The sequence below is a fragment of the Sphingomonas degradans genome (assembly GCF_053502645.1).
The window spans coordinates 2,387,985-2,407,902 of the sequence record NZ_CP177172.1; the positions used below are offsets into that span (position 1 = coordinate 2,387,985).

Here is a 19,918-nt window from a genome sequence, read left to right on the forward strand (position 1 = left end):
GCCCCACCGGGCTCAGAGCAAGCCGTGCGCGCGATACCATGCGGCGGTGGCGGCAAGCCCGGCGTGGGTCTCCACCTGCGGAGTCCACAAATTCTCGGGCGGGCGTCGCGCGGGGTCGGCCACCCAGTCCGCGTGACAGAAATAGGCGACTCGGTCGGGCGTGAGCTTGGCACGCTTGCCGCGCACCAGCCGGTCGAGATGCGCGCCGGCCATCATCACCGTGCGCGGCATGGCAAAGGCCGCGACGCGCTTGTCCAGTGCAGCGCCGATCGCGCGGGCGAACGCCGCATGGCTCCACCCCCCGGCTGTGCCGTCATCGGCATCGAAGATATGCTGGCACCCATCGGTACAGGCCAGCGCGAGCAGCAGCCGCCCGAGATCGCCGACCTCGAGCACCGAAAGCCGCCCGCCCGGCGGCAACAGCGCCAGCCCCTTCTTCGCCAGCCGGAACAGTTCGAGCATCTCCAGGTCGCCGGGGCCATAGATCGCCGGCGGGCGAACGATCGTCCAGTCCAGCCCCGACGCCATCACCAGCGCGTCGGCCTCCGCCTTGGACCAGCCATAGACCGACAGGCCCGGCTCGCGCGCAGCCAGCGACGATACGTGGACGAAACGCCGCACCCCCGCCCCGGCTGCGGCGGTGAGCATGTTGCGCGTGCCATCGATATTCCCCGCGACAAAGCCCGCGCGGTCGGGCGCATTGACCACGCCCGCGACATGCAGGACCGCATCGGCACCGCGCGCCAGTTCGGCGAGCGCGGGGGTGTCGTTCAGGTCGCCCCGGACCCACGTGACCCCTTCGCGCGCCGGCTGCTCCCGACGCGTGAGCGCCCGCACCTGATGCCCCGACTCCAGCGCGAGCGCGATCAGGCGCGTGCCGACGAAGCCGGTGCCGCCGGTAAGGGCAAAAGTAGCCATTCAGCCGGCCTTTCGCGAAGGGTCGGGCACGATCACAGCAGCGCCATGTGGCTGCGATGGACCAGCGCGGCGCGCGGCGCATAGCCGAGCAACTCGGCCAGTGCGTCGCTGCGCCTGCCGACGATGCGCGCGGCGTCGTCGCTGGTATATTCGGAAAGGCCCCGCGCGATCGGCGTCCCGTCCGCGTCCGCGATCACCACCAGGTCGCCGCGCGCGAAGCTGCCCGTGACCGCGGTCGCCCCTGCGGGCAACAGGCTTTTCCCCGCCGCGAGCGCGCGCGCCGCGCCCGCATCGACCCGGATCGTGCCGCGCGCCGTCAGCCCGCCGGCCAGCCACGCCTTGCGCGCAGGCGCCGATTTCTCCGCGACGAACAGCGTATGGCGCGCATCGGCGGAAAGCGGGTTGTCCACCCGCCCCGACGCGATGGCGAGATGCGCGCCGGCGGCGTTGGCGATCCGCGCGGCGGCGATCTTCGACACCATGCCACCCGACCCCATCCCGGATGCGGAGCCGCGATCGGCCATGCCCTCGATCCCGGCGTCGATCCGCTCGATCCTGGGGATATGTACCGCACCGGGCAGCGCGGGGTTGCGATCGTACAGCCCGTCGACGTCCGACAGCAGCACGACGCCCTGCGCCCCCGCCGCCTGCGCAACGCGCGCGGCAAGGCGATCATTGTCGCCGAAACGGATCTCCTCGGTCGCGACGCTGTCATTCTCGTTGAGAATAGGCACCACCCCCAGCCCCAGCAGCCGGTCTAGCGTGGCAGATGCATTGAGATAGCGGCGGCGATCTTCAAGATCGTCGAGCGTGACGAGTATCTGCGCGGCGGTAAGCCCCTGTGCGCCTAGCACTTCGGCCCAGACTTGGCTGAGCGCGATCTGGCCGGTCGCCGCGGCTGCCTGCGCATCCTCCAGGCTTGCCCGCCCGCCCCTGGGCAGCCCCAGCCGGCGCGCGCCCAGCGCGATCGCGCCCGACGAGACGACGGCAACCTGCTGTCCGCCACGGGCGCGCTCGGCGATGTCGGCGGCGATTCCCTCCAGCCACGCACGACGCACGCTGCCATCGGGCGCGACGAGCAATGCCGACCCGATCTTGACGATCAGGCGGGGACAGGCGGCGGGCGGAAACAGCGACATGCCCGGCGATTAGCGACCAGAGCCGCCCCCGCCAATGCGCAGCCGTCAATTACGCGCAAAAATCTCGCCGTGAGATGGCACCGCCCGGACGCGCTATCGCCTCAGATCGGCGACCACTGGATTTCGTCCTCGCCCTCGTCATCGGGGCTGACGCTCGCGGCACCGTCGCCGATCGCTTCGAGCAGCTTGTCGAGGACCCAGTCGACGCCCGTGCCGCTGGCGCCGGAAAGCGGGATTACTTCGGCCCCGCTGGCTTCCTCCAGCTCGGCGGACAGCGCCTGGATGAGTTCGTCGTCGAGCGTGTCGATCTTGTTGAGGGCAACAATGACCTTCTTGTCGGTCAGCCCGGCGCCGTAATTCTCCAGCTCGTCGCGGACGATACGATAGCTTTCGCCGACATCCTCGTCATTGGCATCGACCAGATGCAGCAGCACGCGGCACCGCTCGATATGCCCCAGGAAACGGTCGCCGATGCCCGCCCCGTCGGCAGCGCCTTCGATAAGGCCCGGAATGTCCGCGACCACGAACTCGCGCATCTTGTGCCGCACGACGCCCAACTGGGGCCGGGTGGTGGTGAAGGCATAGGCGCCGACCTTGGCCTGCGCATTGGTCACCTGGTTGATGAAAGTCGACTTGCCTGCATTGGGCAGCCCGACAAGGCCGGCATCGGCGAGCAGCTTGAGCCGCAGCCATACCCATGCCTCTTCATAGGGCCAGCCGGTGCCATGCTGGCGCGGGGCGCGGTTGGTCGAGGTCTTGTAGCTGGCATTGCCGCGCCCGCCGTCGCCGCCTCGCAGGAACACGACGCGCTGCCCCTCTTCGGTCAGGTCGAGCAGCAGCGTGCGATCGTCATCGTCGGCCAGGATCTGGGTGCCGATCGGCACCTTGATGACCAGATCGTCGCCACCGCCGCCGGTGCGGTTCGATCCCGATCCGCCCTGCCCGCGCGGCGCGCGGAAATGCTGGGTGTAGCGGAAGTCGATCAGCGTGTTCAGCCCCGCCACCGCTTCGAAAATAATGTCGCCGCCCTTGCCGCCATTGCCGCCGTCGGGGCCGCCATATTCGATGAACTTTTCGCGGCGAAAGCTGACCGCACCGGGGCCACCGGCGCCGGAGCGGACGAAAATCTTGGCTTGATCGAGAAAATGCATGCCCTGCCATATAGAGATTGCAGCCGATCCGTCACCCCACCATACAGGCGGACTGAACTTTCAGGGGTGGCAGCGCCCCCAACCCGGTCTATAGGGCCGGGAAAGCACATTCGGCGGCGCCCGGGCGCCGGCACACGATCAACAAGGCTGGCCCGCGACGCGCATGAAACTGATCGATCGCTATATGGCGCGGCTGATGGCCGTACCGCTGATTTCAACGCTGTTGATCTCGGCGATGCTGCTGGTGCTCGACCGGATGCGAATCCTGCTGGATTTCGTCGCGACCGAGGGCGGCCCGGTCAATGTCATCTGGCGGATGCTCGCCAATCTGCTCCCCGAATATCTGGGCCTGGGCATTCCGATCGGGTTGATGCTCGGCTGCCTCCTGGCGTTCCGGCGGCTGGCGACCTCGTCCGAGCTCGACGTGCTGCGCGCCGTGGGGATCAGCTATACCCGGCTGCTGCGCGTCCCCTATTTCTACGCCATCGGTCTGGCGCTGTTGAACCTCGCGATCGTCGGCTACGTCCAGCCGCGCGCCCGCTACAATTACGAGCAGCTGCGGTTCGAGCTGCGCTCCGGCGCGCTGGGGGCGTCGATCAAGGTCGGCGAGTTCACCCAGTTCGGCGAGAAGATGACGCTCCGCATCGAGGGCAGCACCAATTCGGGCCGCGACCTTTCGGGTATCTTCGTCCAGATGATTACGAAGGACGGCACCCCGCTGGCAGTGACGGCCGAAAAGGGCCAGTTCATGCGATCGGACGACCCCGACACGATCATCTTCCGCCTGACCAACGGCACGCTGGTGCATACCGACAAGGGCTCGCCGGTGCCGCGCGTGCTGACCTTCACCACGCACAACCTGCCGATCGGGCTTCCCAAATACGAGCAGTTCCGCAAGCGCGGCGACAAGAACATCGAACGCACGCTGCCCGAACTGGCGGTGATCGGGCGCGATCGCAACGCCGATCCGGTCGAGCGCGAGACCAGCCGTGCGGCGTTCCATTTCCGCCTGGCGGAAGTGATGTCGATGTTCCTGCTGCCGATGCTGGCGGCGGCGCTGGGCATCCCGCCCAAGCGATCGACTTCGGCGCTGGGCGTGTTCCTGTCGATCGTGATGATCGTGACCTATCACAAGATCAACGAATATGCCGAGGCGATCGGCAGCCTGGGGCGGATCGATCCGATCATCGCGCTGTGGGTGCCGTTCGCGGCCTTTGCCGGGCTGACGTTCTGGATGTATTATACGCTCGCCTATGTGCCCGGCGGTCAGCCGATCGGCGCGCTCGAAAAGGCGTTCGAGAAAATCGGCAAGGCGGTGGGACGCTATCTTCCCTTCCGGCGACGCCATTTGCGTGACGCAGGCCCCACCGCATGAACTGGCTCAACGTGTTCCCGTCGCCGGCGATCTCGCTGTACATGGGGCGAATGTTCCTGGTGCGCACCTTCGCCATTCTGGCGGCGCTGGTGTTGATCCTCCAGGCGCTCGACCTGCTCAGCGAATCGGGCAAGATCCTGGCCTATGCCGGAAATGGCGATGCGGAAATCTGGCGCTATTTGTCGCTGCGCATCCCGCAGATCATTTCCAACTTCCTGCCGTTTTCGGTGCTGCTCGGCACGATCCTGACGCTGTCGCAGCTCAACCAGAATAGCGAAGTCATCGCGCTGAAGGCGTCGGGCCTTTCCGCGCACCAGGTGCTGGCGCCGCTGATCCTGGCGGGCCTGGGCGTCGCGGCGATTTCCTTCGCGTTCAACGACCGCGTGGTCAGCCGCGCCACCGCGACCTTGGCGCAGTGGAAGAAAGTCGATTACGCCCCGCTTCCGATCGATCGCGGAGACCGATCGAACATCTGGGTGCGCGACGGCAACCATCTGCTCCAGGTCAACCAGATCAAGGGGCGCGGCGAACAGGTGCAGCTATACGGCATCACTGCATATCAGCGGCGCGGCGGGACGCTCGACTCGATCGTCACGGCCACGCACGGCTGGCGGCACGGAAACGGCTGGCGGATCGAAAAGGCCCGGCGCTTCAACGTCGATAGCGGGACGATGGAAAACCTAGGAACGGTCGAGATCGCCGGCGGCATCCGCCCCGACCAGTTCACGCTTTCGCATGTCGATGCCGACAGCATGTCGTTCGGCGCGCTCAAGTCCGCGATCGATGAGCTGAAAGTCGCGGGCCGCCCGACCAAGGCGCTGGAAGGGTCGCTGTGGCACAAGCTGTCGGGTCCCCTGTCGGCGCTGCTGATGCCGCTGCTGGGATCGGTCGCGGCGTTCGGTATCGCGCGATCGGGCAAGCTGTTCGTGCGCGCGGTGATCGGCATGGCACTGGGCTTCCTGTACTTCGTCGCCGACAATTTCGCGCTGTCGATGGGCAATCTGGGGGCCTATCCCCCATTCCTTGCCGCCTGGGCGCCGTTCCTGCTGTTCCTGATGATCGGCGAAGCGGTGCTGCTGCGCACCGAGGAATAGCCGCGCGTCAGGCGAGCGGGCGCTCCATCCGACGGGCGTCCGCGCCATAGCTGGTCAGGTCGCCGCCCGCGCACACGACAAATCCCTGACGCTCCCAGAACGGCACCGATCCGTTTATCGCGACCAGGCGGATCGCCCGCAGCGACTCCGCGCGCGAGTGTGCGGCGATCCGCTCGACGATTGCCCGCCCCACGCCGCTGCCCCGCGCGGCAGGCATCAGGGCCAGATCATGGAGATAGAGCAGGTCCGCCCCGGCGGGCAGCGCGCCGAGCAGCGTATCGAGCGCGGGCACATCGTCGCCGCGCCACGGATGCGCGATCAGATAGCCGAGCGGGCCCGCAGGCCCCTCCAGCATCCACACGCCCGCGGGGTAGAGCCGCAGGCGCTCGGCAAAGACCGCCGCATCCTCGGGAAAGGCGGGATGCACCTGCGCAGCGATCGCGTGGATCGCCGGCAGGTCATCGGCGCGGGCAGGACGCCATGCGAGCATCACCGGCCGGCTCAGCCCGTCCGACCGACCTTCATCGTGTTTGCCGCAAGCCGCCGCATCAGGCCGGTGAGCGTGGGATAATTCGCCTGATGATAGGCAGAGCCTTCCTCCAGCGCGGCGGAGAGCCGGCGATGCGCCTCGCCCAGCGCGTGATACGGCACGCTCGGCAACAGGTGGTGCAGCGCGTGATAGCGCAGGCCCACCGGCGCCCAGATATAGGGCAGGATGCCGGGTTCGGGCACGTTCACGCTGTCCAGATACTGCGCGGTCACGGTCAGCGGCTCGCCGTCATTCTCCCACAGATGGGCGACGAGCGTGCGAACCTGGTTGATGACCGCAACACCGCCGATCACGCCAAGGTAGATCAGGAACGCGCGCAGCGGCACCACGCCGGTCGCAACCGCCGTGACCAGCCCGATCGCGAAGATGCTGGTCGCCAGCTCCTGCCAGAACCACTGGGTCTTGAGCTCACCCTCGGGTGCCCGGCGCTGGAACACGGGGTTGGTCTGGAGCCCCGAATAGCGCGCGACCACAACGCGGCGCAGCGCTGGCGACAGCAGCGAAAGCGGCGCAAGCACGGCGAAACGGATCAGCAGCGCGACCGGCGCGAGCACCGACACGAGCAGGAATACCGGCAGCGTCCACGGCTTCATCAGCGCGAGGGGGAGGTATTCGGGGTCCTGTTCGGTGCCATAGCGCGTGCGGGCATGGTGCAGGCTGTGGACGCCTTCGTACAGGAACGACGGCAGCATCAGCGGCACGCCAACAATCGCGTTCCAACCGAAACGAAATCCCGGCAGCAGCGAGTGCTTCAGGTGCGTCAGTTCGTGGATGAACAACCCCGCACGATACAGCGCCAGGATCGCCACCACCGCACCCGCCACCGCCAGCCAGGGCGACGTGGCGAGGATCGCCAGCGCGAGGCCGGCATAGCCGATCACCGCCGACGCAATGAAATCGGTCCAATAAATCAACGGATTGGGCGTATGAAGATCGCGAGTCAGCTCTGCCGCGGCGCGCAGCATCGCGCGATCGTCGGGGACGCCGGAAAGCCGGACACGCGCTACCGGGGCCGAGACGTCGGCAGCCGGAGCATCGAAGGCAAGCGATTTGGTCATGATATCCGCCATTGACGTTAGATAGTGGCTTTATGGTGGCATTACAGGCCCGTCCGGGCCCAGGCCGCTGCTTGACAGACGCCGTGCGACGCAGGACTGCATTGCGCCGTATCAACTTCCTTTCCTCACCAACCCACATGGGGGCCCCAATCCGTGGCAAGCGCCGATCTTCATGTCCGGCCCGTTTCGGGCAAGGCAGACACCAAGGCATTCATCGAAATCGCGTACACGCTGAACGGCGGCGATCCCCATTGGGTCGCTCCGCTCCGCCAGGAAGTGGCCGCGACGATCAGCCCGGCCAAGAATGGCTGGTTCAGCCATGCCGAGGCGCAGCTGTTCCTCGCCGAGCGCGGCGGAACGGTGGTGGGGCGGATTTCCGCCCATATCGACCGGCTGGCGCTGGAAATGCCTGCCGAGCAGGGCTTTGGCCCCGGCACCGGTTTTTGGGGCATGTTCGATGCAGCCGATGCGGAAGTCGCCGCCGCGCTGATCGCACGGGCAGAGCAATGGCTGGCGGACAAGGGCATGGCGCGCGCGCTCGGGCCGGTCAGCCTGTCGATCTGGGAAGAGCCCGGCCTGCTGGTGCGCGGGCGTGACCATTCGCCCACGGTGCTGATGGGCCATCATCCGGCGAAGTATCAGGGATGGATCGAAGCGGCGGGCTATGCCCCGGCGAAATCGCTTCTCACCTATGACCTCGACATCACCCAGGAATTCCCCCCCATCGTCCAGCGCATCATCGCGGCGGGCGAGAAGAATGCGCGCATCCGCATCCGCAAGGTCAACAAGGCCAAGTTCGCAGAGGAAGCCGCGATCATTCTCGCGATCCTCAACGATGCATGGTCGGACAATTGGGGATTCGTGCCGCTGACCCAGCCCGAAATCGACGATGTGGGGAAAAAGCTGAAGCCTTTGGTGTTCGAAGACCTCATCATGATCGCCGAACTCGATGGCGAGCCCGTGGCATTCATGGTCACGCTGCCCGACATGAACGAAGTGCTGAAGCCGCTAAAGGGTGCGCTGCTGCCCTTTGGTTGGGCCAAGCTGCTGCTGTGGCTGCGCAAGCCCAAGGCGCGGACGATGCGGGTGCCGCTGATGGGGGTGGTCAAACGGCTGCAGGCATCGCGCATGGCGAGCCAGCTTGCTTTCATGATGATCGAATATATCCGCCGCGCGGCCATCGCCCATTATGGATCGGTGCGCGGCGAAATCGGCTGGGTGCTCGACGACAATCAGGGCATGAACGCCATCGCCGATGCGATCGAAAGCAAGGTCAATCGCGAATATGTGATCTATCAGAAGCAGTTGCCGGCCTGATCGGCGGATAGCGCAACTGCCCAGTGCAGGCCCGCGGCGGCCACGTCCGATCCGCCGCGGGGCACATGCATTTTACTTGCGGGCGACGGTGGCGGGGTCGATGCCGGTCGCCGCGATCCAGGCTGCGCGGGTCTTGCACACGCGGGGCGCCTTCAGGATCGAGCCGGTCGTCGCCTGGCCATCGACGCAGTAGCGCTGTTCCTTCTTCGCCGTTTCGGTGGCGGCGGGCTTGCTTTCATCGCGGGCGGCGAAGGCGGGAACGGCCGTGCCGGCGAACAGGGCGGCGGCGGCGAAGATCGATGCGGTGCGGATGTTCATCATGGTCCTGACTCCTCTGGTTTGGCAGACGGTCTGGGCGCTCCTTCGAGCCCGTCCGCCTGTGCCAACTCTATTGCAGGCCCCGTGCCAGTTTTTGGAATCGTGTATTTTCAATAACTTACCGATTTTGTGACAAGTGAGTTACCGCCACAACACAGCATAACGCGCCAAATATTGGGGATTTCCACGTATCGCTGTTCGAAAACGAACATCCAGTGTCCGAAACCGCGCGGCGCACGCTTCCGCGCTGCTTCCGCCAACCCCCGAACCGCAGATTTCTAGCGCAGCGTGACCCAGGTGGGGGCATGATCGCTGGCGCGTTCGCGGCCGCGATAGTCCTTGTCCACGCCGGCACCGGTCAGGCGGTCCGCCGCCTGGGGACTGAGCAGCAGATGGTCGATGCGGAAGCCGGCATCGCGCTGCCACGCGCCCGCCTGGTAATCCCAGAACGTCCAGATCCCACCGCCGGGAGCGCGGGTGCGCAGCGCATCGGTCCAGCCCTGCGCCAGCAACGCACGATAGCGCGCCCGCGATTCGGGCTGCATCAGCGCGTCGCTCGCCATCGCCCGGACCGAGAAGGTGTCGTCGTCATTGGGAATGACGTTGTAATCCCCCGCCAGCACCACGGGCCGCTCCTCGGCCAACAGGGCGCGGGCGCGGTCGGCAAGCCGATCCATCCACTGGAGCTTGTAGTCGAATTTAGGGCCCGGCTGCGGATTGCCATTGGGCAGATAGATCGACGCGACGATCAGGTCGCCGATCTCGGTCTCGATATAGCGGCTATGCGCATCGTCGGGATCGCCGGCCAGCCCGCGCTGGCGTTCGACCGGCTGGGCGCCGCGTGCGAGCACGGCCACGCCGTTGAACCCCTTTTGCCCATGCCACACCGCGCCATAGCCGGCCGCCTCGATCGGCCCGACCGGCAACGTCTCATCGGCGCCCTTCAGTTCCTGAAGGCACACCACGTCGGGCTGCTGTTCGGCGAGATACTCCAGCAGGCGCTCCATGCGCGCCTTGATCCCGTTCACATTGTAGCTGACGATCTTCAAGGCAGGTCAGACCGCAAAGCTGGTGCCGCAGCCGCATCCCGATGCGGCGTTGGGATTGACGACATTGAAGTGCGCGCCGCCGAGCGTGTCGACGAAATCGACCTGCGCGCCGCGCACCAAATCGAGGCTGATCGAATCGACCACCAGCCGGACGCCATCGACGTCGGCGACCGTATCGTCGCTCTCCACTGCGTCGGCAAAACCGAACTTGTACTGGAAACCGGAACAACCGCCCCCTTCCACCGACAGGCGCAGGATCGCGGGGCGCGCCTGCTTCGCGGCGATCGCGGCGACGCGGGCCGCGGCGGCGGGGGTCAGGGCTATGTCAGGCTGGGTGAGCGTCGTCATGCGCCCGAGATAGGCGCGGCGGGGCGCCTAGGCAATGCGGGTGCGCGGTGAGACGGTGGAAAGCGCGCAGCAGATGGGGGCAGCCTCACGGACCGCCCCTCTCCTCTCCTGCCCCTTATTTCGCCGGGCCGCCGACGCCGCCCTGGGCGGTCGGCTGCGACGACGCAAGATATTCGCCGGTCTGCAGGAACGGGATCGGATTGACGGCGCGGCCGTCCAAGCGAACCTCATAGTGCAGGTGGCTGCCGGTCGAGCGACCGGTCGAACCCATCAGGCCGATCAGCTGGCCGCGACGGACGCGCGTGTTGTCGGCGACGAGGATCTTGGAAAGATGACCGTAGCGCGTCTCGATACCGCGACCATGGTTTATCTGTACCATGTTGCCATAGCCGCCCTGCCGGCCGGCATGGCTGATAACGCCGTCTGCGGTGGCATAGATCGGCGTGCCGATCGCACCGGGAATATCGACGCCGGCGTGCATCGCGGCGGTGCCGCGGAACGGATCGGAGCGGACGCCGAAGTTCGAGGTGAACGTCACCTTGTCCACGGGCTGCATCGACGGGATCGAAATCACCGTCTGCTCCAGCGCATCGAGCTTTTTCCAGGTGAGGAACAGCGCGCGGAACTGGGCGTCGGCGCTTTCGGTCGATGCGGCGGCGGCGTCGCTGTCATTGTCCACCGGCTCGTACGGGCCGCCCATGCCGCCCTTGACGGTCACGAAGCGTTCGGGCGCAAGGCCGAGGCGGCGGAGCTGGCTGGCGGTCTGCTGATAGCGGGCTTCACCGGCGACGCGGGCCTTGCCGGCCAGCGCGACCTGGCGCGCCTCGACCTGACGCAGCGGGGCGAGCACTTCGTCGGCAAGCGCGCTGGTCTTGGGCGCGGCGGGCAGTTCGCGGTCGATGACGGCGCGATCGCCCTTGCCCGACATCACGGCCGAAATCATCGCCTGGCGCTGTTCGACCAGCGCGGCGTGGCGCTTGGCGGCTTCCTTCGCGGCGGCGACGTCGGCCTGCATCTGCGCGACCTGGGCACGCATCCGGGCGACCTGCGCCTCGGGCGATGCCGGAGCGCCGGTCACGCCGCTGATCTCGATCGCGCCGACCATCGCCTGTGCGACGCCATAGCCCGAAAAGGCGACGGTGACGGCGGCGACGCCGGCCATCAGCGCCTGGGTCCGCCCTTCGATGCTGAAGCGGCGAAGGTCACGGCCATCGTGGAAAATGAAATCCCGGGTGGTGAAGAATTCTCGGAACCGCTGGGCGAGGTTCGCAGTATTGGTGGTCTTCGCGTTGGCCATGTGTCCCCGGCAAAATGCACGGAAGCGCGCACCGAATTGCGACCCGGTGTATGCTTCGAATTCCCCAATGTCGCAGCAGCAGCCCCTCCGCTTCTGGACGGGAACCTTTTGCTCAGACCGAGTCGGGAACGGCAAGGGGCTGATAATATTCTCGCGTCAGACCGGCTGCGGCGCGCGCCGAGTCGTTGAACGGAGCCTTAATGAGCCCGCGAAAATAGGTACGGACAAGCTGGCCCCAGGTTGTTTCCGGAACGTAATTATCCGCAGTACAGGCCGACTCGAACCATGTCGTGCCGGCGCCGACATGCCGGATTTCGTCCGTCAGGATTCGCTGGAGAATGCGCGCGGTCGGGGTATCGCCGGCTGCGGCGAAGCGTTCGATCGTGGCCGGGGTCACGTCCAGCCCGCGCGCCTCGAGCACCATCGGCACCACCGCCAGCCGGGCGAGCCGATCGTGTGCGGTCGCAGCCGCCGCATCCCATAATCCGTCATGCGCGGGCATCGCGCCATAATGGCTGCCAAGCTGGCGCAGCCGCCGGTCGAGCAGTGCGAAGTGCATCGCCTCGTCCGCGCCGACGCGCATCCAGTCATCGACGAAGCCGCGCGGGAATTGCGCGCCGAAGCGGCCGATCAGGTCGAACGCCAGGTCGATCGCGACGAATTCGATATGCGCCAGCGCGTGGATCAGCGCGATGCGGCCGCGTTCGGAGCCGCCCCGCCCGCGCTTCGGCATCTGGTTCGGCGGCAGCAATTCGGGCACCGCAGGGCGCGCCGGGCGATCGGGCATCGCGGTGTCGAACCGGTGTGCCAGCCGCCCCAGCCGCCAGTCGCGCGCCGCCGCCCGCGCCGCCATCACCTTGTCGCGCGGATCGCCGGCGTCGAGCACCGCGCGCGCCGCCGCCGCAACGCTCCTCACTGCGCCGCGAGCGCCTTGACCGCGTCCAGCACTTCGGCGGCATGGCCCGGCACCTTCACCTTGCGCCACGCGCGGACCAGCGTGCCGTCCGCCGCGAACAGGAACGTCGCGCGCTCGATGCCCATATAGCGTTTGCCGTACAGCTGCTTTTCCACCCAGGTCCCGAATGCCTCCAGCGCCGTGTCGTCGGCGGCCGTCGCCAGCGCGACGGTCAGGTCGTATTTGGCAGTGAATTTCTGGTGCTTCGCCGGCGTATCCTTCGACACGCCCAGGATCGCCGCGCCCAGCGCGTGGAATTCTGGCACCAGCGCCGAGAAATCCTGCGCCTCGCGCGTGCAGCCCGCCGTATCGTCCTTGGGGTAGAAATAGAGCACGAACGGCTTGCCCGCATAATCCGGCAACCGGATCGTGGTGCCCTCGGGCCCCTCCAGCTCTACTGCGGGGAGCTTGTCGCCAGTTTCGATCGCCATCTCAGCCTCCATCAGCAGCGGCGCGGATCGCCGCCCAGCATGCGGCGACCTCCTGCCGGGTCCGCTCCAGCGACGCAACCACTGCGTCCCATGTCGGCAGATCTACCGCGCGTGCGATCAGCGCCTGTGTCGCGGCGTCGGGCGGCTGGGCATCGGGCGCGACGAGCCGCAGCGTGACGAGCATCCGGGTGAGGAAATCATGCGCCGCGCGCATCGCCGGGGGCAACAGCTCGGCCCCCACCAGCGCGTCGATCGCCATGCCCAGCCGAGGATCGAAGCCGGTGCGCTGGACGAGCTGCACTGTGTGCACCGCGAACTCCAGATCGACCAGCCCGCCCGGCAGCAGCTTGGCGTCCAGCGGCCCCGCCGGCGGCTTGTGCGCCGCCATCTCGGCACGCATCCGCACCGCGTCGGCCACGATGTCGCGCGGCGGACGCGCGCCGTGCAGCACGCCGGTGATGATTTCCTCCACCGCTTCCCGCGCATCCGGCGATCCGAACACGGGCCGGGCGCGAGTGAGCGCCATATGCTCCCACGTCCACGCCTCCTCGCGCTGATACCGGGCAAACCCGTCGAGCGACACCGCGAGCGGCCCCTGCGCACCCGAGGGCCGCAGACGCGTGTCGACTTCGTAGAGCGGCCCGGCCGCAGTCGGGACCGACAGCGCAGCCGTCACCCGCTGGCTGAGCCGGTTGTAATAGGTGACGGCGCCCAGCGGCTTCGGGCCATCCGACTCCGCCGCATAATCGCCGGTGAAGACATAGATGAGGTCGAGATCCGATGCGTGGGTGAGCGCCCCGCCCCCCATCCGCCCCAGCGCCAGGATCACCAGCTCGCTGTCGGGAACCCGCCCATGCGCGCGGACGAACTCCGCCACGGTCGCCCCGGCCAGCGTTTGGATCGCGGCCTCCGCGACGCGGGCATAGCCCGCCGAGACGGTGAGCGGATCGCTGGCCCCCGCGATGATCTGTGCTCCCAGCGCAAACCGCTTTTCGCCCACCAGTCGCCGGACATGCTCCAGCTGCCACTGATAATCCACGCCGCGCTCGCATGCCGACATTTCGGCGACCAGCGCGGCGATGTCGGGCATGGGCTCCAGCGCGCTGGCGTCGATCAGCCCGTCGAGCAGTTCGGCCCGGCGCCCCAGTTCCTCGGCCAGCGTCGGCGCATGGCACAGGATCGCGCTCAGCAGCCGGGTGAGCGGGGGCTGCGCCTGGAGCAGCCGCAGGAAATTGATCGCACTCGGCAGCCGCGACAGCATCGAATCGAACCGGGTGAGCGCATGGGTTGCCGCCGGCGCCTGGGCAAAGGCATCGATCAGGCCGGGCAGCAGCGCCTCCAGCGCGTCGCGCGCGGCGGCGGTCCGCAGCGAGGGATAGCGTCCCGCGCGCCACCCCTCGACGATGCGCGCAGCCCCCGCCGGATCGGCAAAGCCCGCCTCGGCCAGCCGATCCTGGAGCGGCGCCGCGCTGGCGGGAAGGCGCGGCTCGTCCTCGCCCGCCATCGCATCGTACAGCGTGCCGACGCGCTCGACATGCGGCAGCAGCCACGCCGTCAGGGCAGAGCCATCGGCCAGCCCGTGCAGCGCCGCCACATTGTCCAGCGCCGCCGGATCGGGCGGCAGGCGATGCGTCTGGAGATCGTCCACCATCTGGAGCCGGTGCTCGGCGGTGCGCAACGCGACATAGGCGTCGGAGAGCGCGGCGGCATCCTCGGGCTCGACCCACCCCGCCGCCGCCAGCGCCGCCAGCGCATCGCGCGTCGCCGGTGCGCGCAGCGCGGGGTCGCGGCCGCCATGGATGAGCTGATGAATCTGCGCGAAGAACTCGACTTCGCGGATGCCGCCCCTGCCCCGCTTGAGGTCATAGCCCGCGCCGAAGCGCTGCGACTGGGCGTAGTGATCGCGGATACGGCGCGAAATGTCGCGGATTTCGCCGATCGCCCCGAAATCGAGCGCGCGGCGCCACACGAACGGGCGGATCGCCGCCAGGAAATCCTCGCCCAGCGCGCGATCGCCGGCACAGGCACGCGCGCGGATGAACGCCGCGCGCTCCCACGGCAACGCCTGCGACTCATAATAGGAAATCGCCGCCTCGACCGGCAGCGCGATCGGCGTCACTTCGGGCGAGGGCCGCAGCCGCAGGTCGACGCGCAGGACATAGCCGTCGCCGTCGCGCGTCTGGAGCAATTCGATCATCCGCCGCCCGATCCGCACCGCCGCGTCCTCGGGCGCCTCGCGCGGGCGGCACGGCAGGGTGCGCGGATCGAAGATCAGGATCGGATCGATGTCCGAGGAATAATTGAGCTCGCGGCTGCCCTGCTTGCCCAGCGCGATCACGGCGAAGCCGCGCGGCTCGGCATCCGGGGTGCGTTCCTGGATCGCCGCGCGAAAGGCGCGATCGACGGCGTCGTCGGCGAAATCGGTGAGCAGGTGCGTGACGCGCGTCAGGTCGTACAGGCCGGCCAGATCGCCGACCGCGACCAGCAGCGCCAGCCGCCGGCGCTCGAGTCGCAAGCGCCGCCCTTCGGCCAGATCCCCCGGAATCGCGCGCGCGGCAGCCAAAGGATCGGCAAGCGATTGTCCAAGTGAATCAACAAGCTCAATTTCACGGTTGAGCAAGGTGGCAAGAAACGGCGCGTGCTGCCGGGCGCGTTCCACAGCATTGTCGACCTGGGCCGAGACAAGATCGACCATCAGCGGTGAAATCCGATCTTTTTGCAGCGATGCGATGAGTCAAGCAACAAACTGCACTCCGAAGTGTTTTGAAATACGTGGTTACACCAGCACCCCCCTACGCCCCAGAGGCACTCGCACCCGCATATCGGGTGGAATGCCCGCGCGCCAGCGATGCGGTTTCCCGGTCGCTCTGCGACGCATTCGCGCGCGAGGTGCCGTTGCCGGAGAACATGATGGCGCTGCTCCGCCGCCTCGACGCCCAGGATGGGTCGCCAAACGCCTGAGAAGGCATGCTCTAAGATTTTGGAAATCCGGGGGTCGGGGGTTCAAGTCCCTCCCTCGCTACCATGCAGGAAAAGGCTTCAGCCGTGGCGGATTACCGCTCGCGACTGAGATCCTCGACTTCGCCCATGATCGTGTCGAGCGCCGTGCGACCGTCTTCGTTGACGGGCGCATCGCGGCGCGACGGCAGTTGTCCATCGGTCATCAGCGCCTCCAGCGCGACGCGCCCACGCGCGACGCGGCTCTTGATCGTGCCGACGGCGACGTTGCAGATCTCGGCGGCCTCCTCATAGGCAAAGCCACCTGCCCCGACCAGAATCAGCGCCTCGCGCTGGGGCTGGGGCAAATGCATCAGGGCGCGCTGCATGTCCGCCAGGTCGACATGGCGATCCTGGCTGGCAGGCGCGGCAAGCAGCCGATCCGCGACCAGATCGTCCCACTCGCCCTTGAAGCGCGCGCGCCGCATCTGGGACAGATACAGGTTGCGCAGGATGATGAAGGTCCAGGCGCGCATATTCGTGCCCGCCTGAAAACGCTGACGCGCAGCCCAGGCCTTGAGCAGCGTTTCCTGCACCAGATCGTCGGCCAGATCGCGGCTGCCCGAAAGCGAGCGGCCAAAGGCACGAAGATGCGGGATGACCTGCGCAAGCTGTTTCTTGAACTCGGGGTCGGACAGCGAGACATGCTCGAATGCCGCCGGCTCCGCGCCCTCTGCGCGATCAACGGGTTGTTCGGATACGGTCATTCGCTCCCGTTCAATAGCGCGTGCCGAAAGTTCGGCATGGATTGGAAATAGGTTGCCGGTCGGCAATTGCCAGCATTCTCTGGCCCGATCGCAATCAGGACCAGAGAATGAAGCCAAATGCGACCAGGACCAGCACCAGCGAAATCGCCAGAATATACCGCGTCATGCCCGGCGTCGCTCCGCCACGGGCCTGATCGGTAGTCACATGGATGGTTTCATCGTTCTCAGCCATACAGCCTTAACCAACGAAAACCGTTTTGGGTCCGTATCATGTGGAACCCGGTCGCAATTTTTAACCCAATCAGGCCGGAACCGTCGCCTCGTCGAAGAACAGCGCCTGGCTGATCGTCGTCTTCACGGTCTCGCGCTGGAACGGCTTGGTGATGAGGAACGTCGGTTCGGGACGCTCGCCGGTCAGCAGCCGCTCGGGGAACGCCGTGATGAAGATCACCGGCACGCTGAATTCGGCCAGGATGTCCTTCACCGCATCGATGCCCGAGCTGTCGTCGGCAAGCTGGATGTCGGCGAGCACCAGGCCCGGACGATCTTCCATCGCCAGCGCCACGGCCTCGTCGCGCGTGACCGCGACGCCAGTGACGTCGTGGCCGAGATCGCGGACGATCTGCTCCAGGTCCATCGCGATCAGCGGCTCGTCTTCGATGATCATCACGCGGGTGCGCGTCTGACGCTCGATCTCGGATACGGCCTCTGCGACCAGCTTGGCCACTTCCTCAGGCGTTTCCTCGACAAGATAGCCCGCATCCTCGACGCTGAACCCCTCAACCGTGGTGAGCAGCAGCGCCTGGCGCGACAAGGGCGTCAGCCGGGCGAGGCGCTTGCGCGCGATGGATTCGCTGTCGCTGGGGGAATCTTCGATGAGGTCGTCCTCCTCCAGATGCGTGGATTGCCAGATGGCCTGGAACGTCCGGTACAGGCCAAGGCGCGGATCGACATCGCGCGGGAACTGCTCTGGCGCGGCGACGATCGCCTCCAGCGCGGCCCGCACATAACGGTCCCCTTCGGTCTGGTTCCCGGTCAATGCCCGCGCATAGCGCCGCAGCAGGGGTAGATGTGGCGCGAGTTGCTGTCCAAGCGACATAAGCGAACGTTTCTCCTTCGAGGGCAGGCCGCGTTTTCGCGCCCGCACCGTTGCATTGCAAACGATTCTACAGTCCGAAGGGAGCCCCTCCCCGGATTTCGCATCGTGGGTGGAACAATCGACGCGCTATTTGGTTTCATGCATCGAGCCGTTGGTGCAACACGCACCGTCGGGCGTCTGCGCTCGGCGGCTTTATCAGCATTCCAACGCTTGCGTTGGTGGGTTTTCGTTCATAGTCCGCATGTCGGACAGCCTGGGTTCTCAGGGGGGAATTGGTGCATTCCGCGAAAGACGATATGAAAAAGCAGCCTAAGGCGAAGAACGGGGCCGATACTCCACGTCCCGGTCGCAATGTTGGCGATGCTTTGCGCCAAGCCTATGACGAGGCGGTGGGCGAAGCGATTCCGGACGATTTGCTCGACCTGCTGAAAAAGCTCGACTAACCCGCCTTGATGACCAACGAAGATCAGGCGCCGCGTCGATCCATCGGCCCGGTGGCCGCGCTCGCGCGCATCCCGACGGGCGCAAAGGTTTTCCTGATCCTGGTCGGCGCGCTGCTGCCCTTGGCGCTGATCGCGCTGTTCACGACGCTGCAAACCACGCGCATGGCGGGCACCGAAGCCCGCGAGCGGCTCCAGGCGCTGGCCGACGAAAGCGCGGGCGTGGTCGAAAACGTGCTGTCGAATCACGTCGCCCAGTTGCGCGAGACGCTCGACGCGCTGGAAAAGAACCCCCGCGACGCGCCCAGCTGCAGCCGCCTCGTCGGCACCTTTGCCGGACAATCGGGCGTGCGATTCGCTGTCGCCGACGGTCAGGGGCGGGTCTTGTGCGGCCAGCGCTTTGCCGTCGCGGGCGCCGAAATGCTGCGGCCCGGCCAGGTCAAGGCAACGATCCTCAAGACCGGGTTGATGCTGCGCATGGGCGGCAACGCGGGCGGCAGCGGCACCGCCTTCTATCCCACCGAAATATTACGCAGCCTGGTGCGCCCCAGCGGCTTCGTACCCGAATATGGCGCCGCGCTGACCAAGGGCGACGAGCGGCTGGTGCTGCGCACGCTGCCGGGCTCCGGTCCGCTCAATCGCCAGGAAGCGGTGCCGATCGACCTGACCATCAACGGGCTGCGCGTCGTGATGTCGATGCCGGGCGCGCCGATCACGTCGCCGCTGATCCTCACCACCGTCCTGCTGGTGGTGATGCTGATCGCCGCCGCCGCGATCGGGTGGTTCGTGGTCGACATCCTGCTCATCCGCCCGCTGCGCCGACTGCGCGCGAGCGTGGGCAAGTATCAGCCGGGCGAAGTGATCGACGTGCGCCGCTTCGGCGCGATCCCCGCGCAGGAGATTCGCGACCTGAGCGAGACGTTCCGCGAAATCAGCCGCACGGTGCAGGCGCACGAGGCCGACCTTGCCGAAGGGCTGGTCCGCCAGACCAAGCTGACCCGCGAAGTGCACCACCGGGTGAAGAACAACCTCCAGGTCATCTCCAGCCTCATCAATTTTCACGCGCGCGGCGCCAAGAGCCGCGAAGCCAGCGAGGCCTATGCCTCGATCCAGCGCCGCGTCGATGCGCTGGCAGTCGTCCACCGCAACCATTATGCGGAGATGGAGGAAAATCGCGGGCTCGAACTGCGCTCGGTCATCGGCGAGCTTGCCGCCAACATTCGCGCGACGGCGCCGGAACAGGCCTCGGGGCTTGCTATCACGCTCGACATCGAACCGCTGCTGGTCAGCCAGGATGTCGCGATCGCAGTGGCCTTCCTCCTTACCGAACTGGTCGAACTGGCGATCAACTGCAATCCCGGCGCCGGCATCCGGATTTCGATCAAGGGCAGCGAAGAGGATCCGGGGCGCGCCGTGCTCCGGGTGATCTCGTCCGCGCTGGTGGAGAGCACCGACATGGAAGAGCTTCTCGAAAACCGCTATGCCCGGGTCATCGGCGGCCTCGCGCGCCAGCTTCGCACCAAGCTGCACCACGATCCGCTCGTCGGCGCCTATGAGGCGACGATCGCGATCAACGGGCGCCCCTGAACTTTTTCAAAAAAAAGTTCGCAGCGGCGGGAACCCCGTTTCCAGAAGCACGTTTTACTCTTCGGATAGCGACCTTTTGCCCCCCCGC

Annotated in this window: 20 protein-coding genes; 5 read left to right on the forward strand and 15 right to left on the reverse strand. The window is 66.8% G+C overall.

Annotated features, from left to right (window positions below):
- Positions 1 to 12: 12 nt before the first annotated feature.
- The 3 genes from ACG3SL_RS10800 to obgE form a co-directional block, all read right to left on the reverse strand.
- Positions 13 to 918: an NAD-dependent epimerase/dehydratase family protein gene (locus ACG3SL_RS10800; RefSeq protein WP_448661112.1), complete on the reverse strand. Its 906-nt coding sequence runs from the start codon at positions 916 to 918 to the stop codon at positions 13 to 15.
- Positions 919 to 950: 32 nt separating this feature from the next.
- Complete coding sequence (proB, locus tag ACG3SL_RS10805; protein ID WP_448661113.1) at positions 951 to 2,057, reverse strand: glutamate 5-kinase; 1,107 nt, start codon at positions 2,055 to 2,057, stop codon at positions 951 to 953.
- Positions 2,058 to 2,158: 101 nt separating this feature from the next.
- Positions 2,159 to 3,208 carry a GTPase ObgE gene (obgE, locus tag ACG3SL_RS10810; protein ID WP_448661115.1) on the reverse strand — a complete coding sequence of 350 codons (1,050 nt, stop codon included), beginning with the start codon at positions 3,206 to 3,208 and terminating at the stop codon, positions 2,159 to 2,161.
- A gap of 163 nt (positions 3,209 to 3,371) precedes the next feature.
- On the opposite strand from obgE, the gene lptF reads away from it, so the two are divergent.
- Complete coding sequence (lptF, locus tag ACG3SL_RS10815; RefSeq protein ID WP_448661116.1) at positions 3,372 to 4,583, forward strand: LPS export ABC transporter permease LptF; 1,212 nt, start codon at positions 3,372 to 3,374, stop codon at positions 4,581 to 4,583.
- Positions 4,580 to 5,677, forward strand: coding sequence for an LPS export ABC transporter permease LptG (gene lptG / locus ACG3SL_RS10820; RefSeq protein WP_448661117.1), 1,098 nt, complete (start codon positions 4,580 to 4,582; stop codon positions 5,675 to 5,677). The genes lptF and lptG overlap by 4 nt, the downstream gene beginning before the upstream one ends.
- Before the next feature lie 7 nt (positions 5,678 to 5,684).
- Here lptG and ACG3SL_RS10825 read toward each other — a convergent pair whose 3' ends face one another.
- Together ACG3SL_RS10825 and ACG3SL_RS10830 are read right to left on the reverse strand one after the other, a co-directional pair.
- The gene (locus ACG3SL_RS10825) at positions 5,685 to 6,167 is read right to left on the reverse strand and encodes a GNAT family N-acetyltransferase (RefSeq protein WP_448661118.1); all 483 of its coding nucleotides are present in this window, start codon (positions 6,165 to 6,167) and stop codon (positions 5,685 to 5,687) included.
- An 11-nt stretch (positions 6,168 to 6,178) separates the two neighbouring features.
- Positions 6,179 to 7,285, reverse strand: a complete 1,107-nt coding sequence (locus tag ACG3SL_RS10830) for a fatty acid desaturase family protein (RefSeq protein WP_448661119.1) — start codon at positions 7,283 to 7,285, stop codon at positions 6,179 to 6,181.
- Between the two features lie 153 nt (positions 7,286 to 7,438).
- Here ACG3SL_RS10830 and ACG3SL_RS10835 point away from each other — a divergent pair, with 153 nt between their 5' ends.
- Entirely contained in the window at positions 7,439 to 8,602 is a 1,164-nt protein-coding gene (locus ACG3SL_RS10835) for an N-acetyltransferase (protein ID WP_448661120.1), read from the forward strand.
- Between the two features lie 72 nt (positions 8,603 to 8,674).
- On the opposite strand, the gene ACG3SL_RS10840 is transcribed toward ACG3SL_RS10835, so the two are convergent.
- The 10 genes from ACG3SL_RS10840 to ACG3SL_RS10885 form a co-directional block, all read right to left on the reverse strand.
- Entirely contained in the window at positions 8,675 to 8,923 is a 249-nt protein-coding gene (locus ACG3SL_RS10840) for a hypothetical protein (protein WP_448661121.1), read from the reverse strand.
- Between the two features lie 275 nt (positions 8,924 to 9,198).
- On the reverse strand, positions 9,199 to 9,969 hold the full coding sequence (gene xth / locus ACG3SL_RS10845; RefSeq protein WP_448661122.1) for an exodeoxyribonuclease III: 771 nt from the start codon (positions 9,967 to 9,969) through the stop codon (positions 9,199 to 9,201).
- A 6-nt stretch (positions 9,970 to 9,975) separates the two neighbouring features.
- Complete coding sequence (gene erpA / locus ACG3SL_RS10850) at positions 9,976 to 10,317, reverse strand: iron-sulfur cluster insertion protein ErpA (protein WP_448661123.1); 342 nt, start codon at positions 10,315 to 10,317, stop codon at positions 9,976 to 9,978.
- Between the two features lie 115 nt (positions 10,318 to 10,432).
- Positions 10,433 to 11,614 carry a M23 family metallopeptidase gene (locus ACG3SL_RS10855; protein WP_448661124.1) on the reverse strand — a complete coding sequence of 394 codons (1,182 nt, stop codon included), beginning with the start codon at positions 11,612 to 11,614 and terminating at the stop codon, positions 10,433 to 10,435.
- Between the two features lie 112 nt (positions 11,615 to 11,726).
- Positions 11,727 to 12,530: a ferritin-like domain-containing protein gene (locus tag ACG3SL_RS10860; RefSeq protein ID WP_448661125.1), complete on the reverse strand. Its 804-nt coding sequence runs from the start codon at positions 12,528 to 12,530 to the stop codon at positions 11,727 to 11,729.
- Positions 12,527 to 13,000 (reverse strand): peroxiredoxin, encoded by a 474-nt coding sequence (locus tag ACG3SL_RS10865; RefSeq protein ID WP_448661126.1) that lies wholly within the window; start codon positions 12,998 to 13,000, stop codon positions 12,527 to 12,529. Before ACG3SL_RS10865 ends, ACG3SL_RS10860 begins: the two co-directional genes overlap by 4 nt.
- Before the next feature lies 1 nt (position 13,001).
- Positions 13,002 to 15,695, reverse strand: a complete 2,694-nt coding sequence (locus tag ACG3SL_RS10870) for a bifunctional [glutamine synthetase] adenylyltransferase/[glutamine synthetase]-adenylyl-L-tyrosine phosphorylase (protein WP_448661127.1) — start codon at positions 15,693 to 15,695, stop codon at positions 13,002 to 13,004.
- A 358-nt stretch (positions 15,696 to 16,053) separates the two neighbouring features.
- Positions 16,054 to 16,704: a sigma-70 family RNA polymerase sigma factor gene (locus tag ACG3SL_RS10875; RefSeq protein WP_448661128.1), complete on the reverse strand. Its 651-nt coding sequence runs from the start codon at positions 16,702 to 16,704 to the stop codon at positions 16,054 to 16,056.
- A 94-nt stretch (positions 16,705 to 16,798) separates the two neighbouring features.
- Positions 16,799 to 16,936: a hypothetical protein gene (locus ACG3SL_RS10880; protein WP_448661129.1), complete on the reverse strand. Its 138-nt coding sequence runs from the start codon at positions 16,934 to 16,936 to the stop codon at positions 16,799 to 16,801.
- A 69-nt stretch (positions 16,937 to 17,005) separates the two neighbouring features.
- On the reverse strand, positions 17,006 to 17,803 hold the full coding sequence (locus tag ACG3SL_RS10885; RefSeq protein WP_448661130.1) for a response regulator: 798 nt from the start codon (positions 17,801 to 17,803) through the stop codon (positions 17,006 to 17,008).
- 275 nt (positions 17,804 to 18,078) lie between these two features.
- Between ACG3SL_RS10885 and ACG3SL_RS10890 the strand changes: the two genes are divergently transcribed.
- Positions 18,079 to 18,246: a NepR family anti-sigma factor gene (locus ACG3SL_RS10890; RefSeq protein WP_448661131.1), complete on the forward strand. Its 168-nt coding sequence runs from the start codon at positions 18,079 to 18,081 to the stop codon at positions 18,244 to 18,246.
- Between the two features lie 9 nt (positions 18,247 to 18,255).
- Positions 18,256 to 19,830, forward strand: coding sequence for a sensor histidine kinase (locus tag ACG3SL_RS10895; RefSeq protein ID WP_448661132.1), 1,575 nt, complete (start codon positions 18,256 to 18,258; stop codon positions 19,828 to 19,830).
- Positions 19,831 to 19,918: the final 88 nt, after the last annotated feature.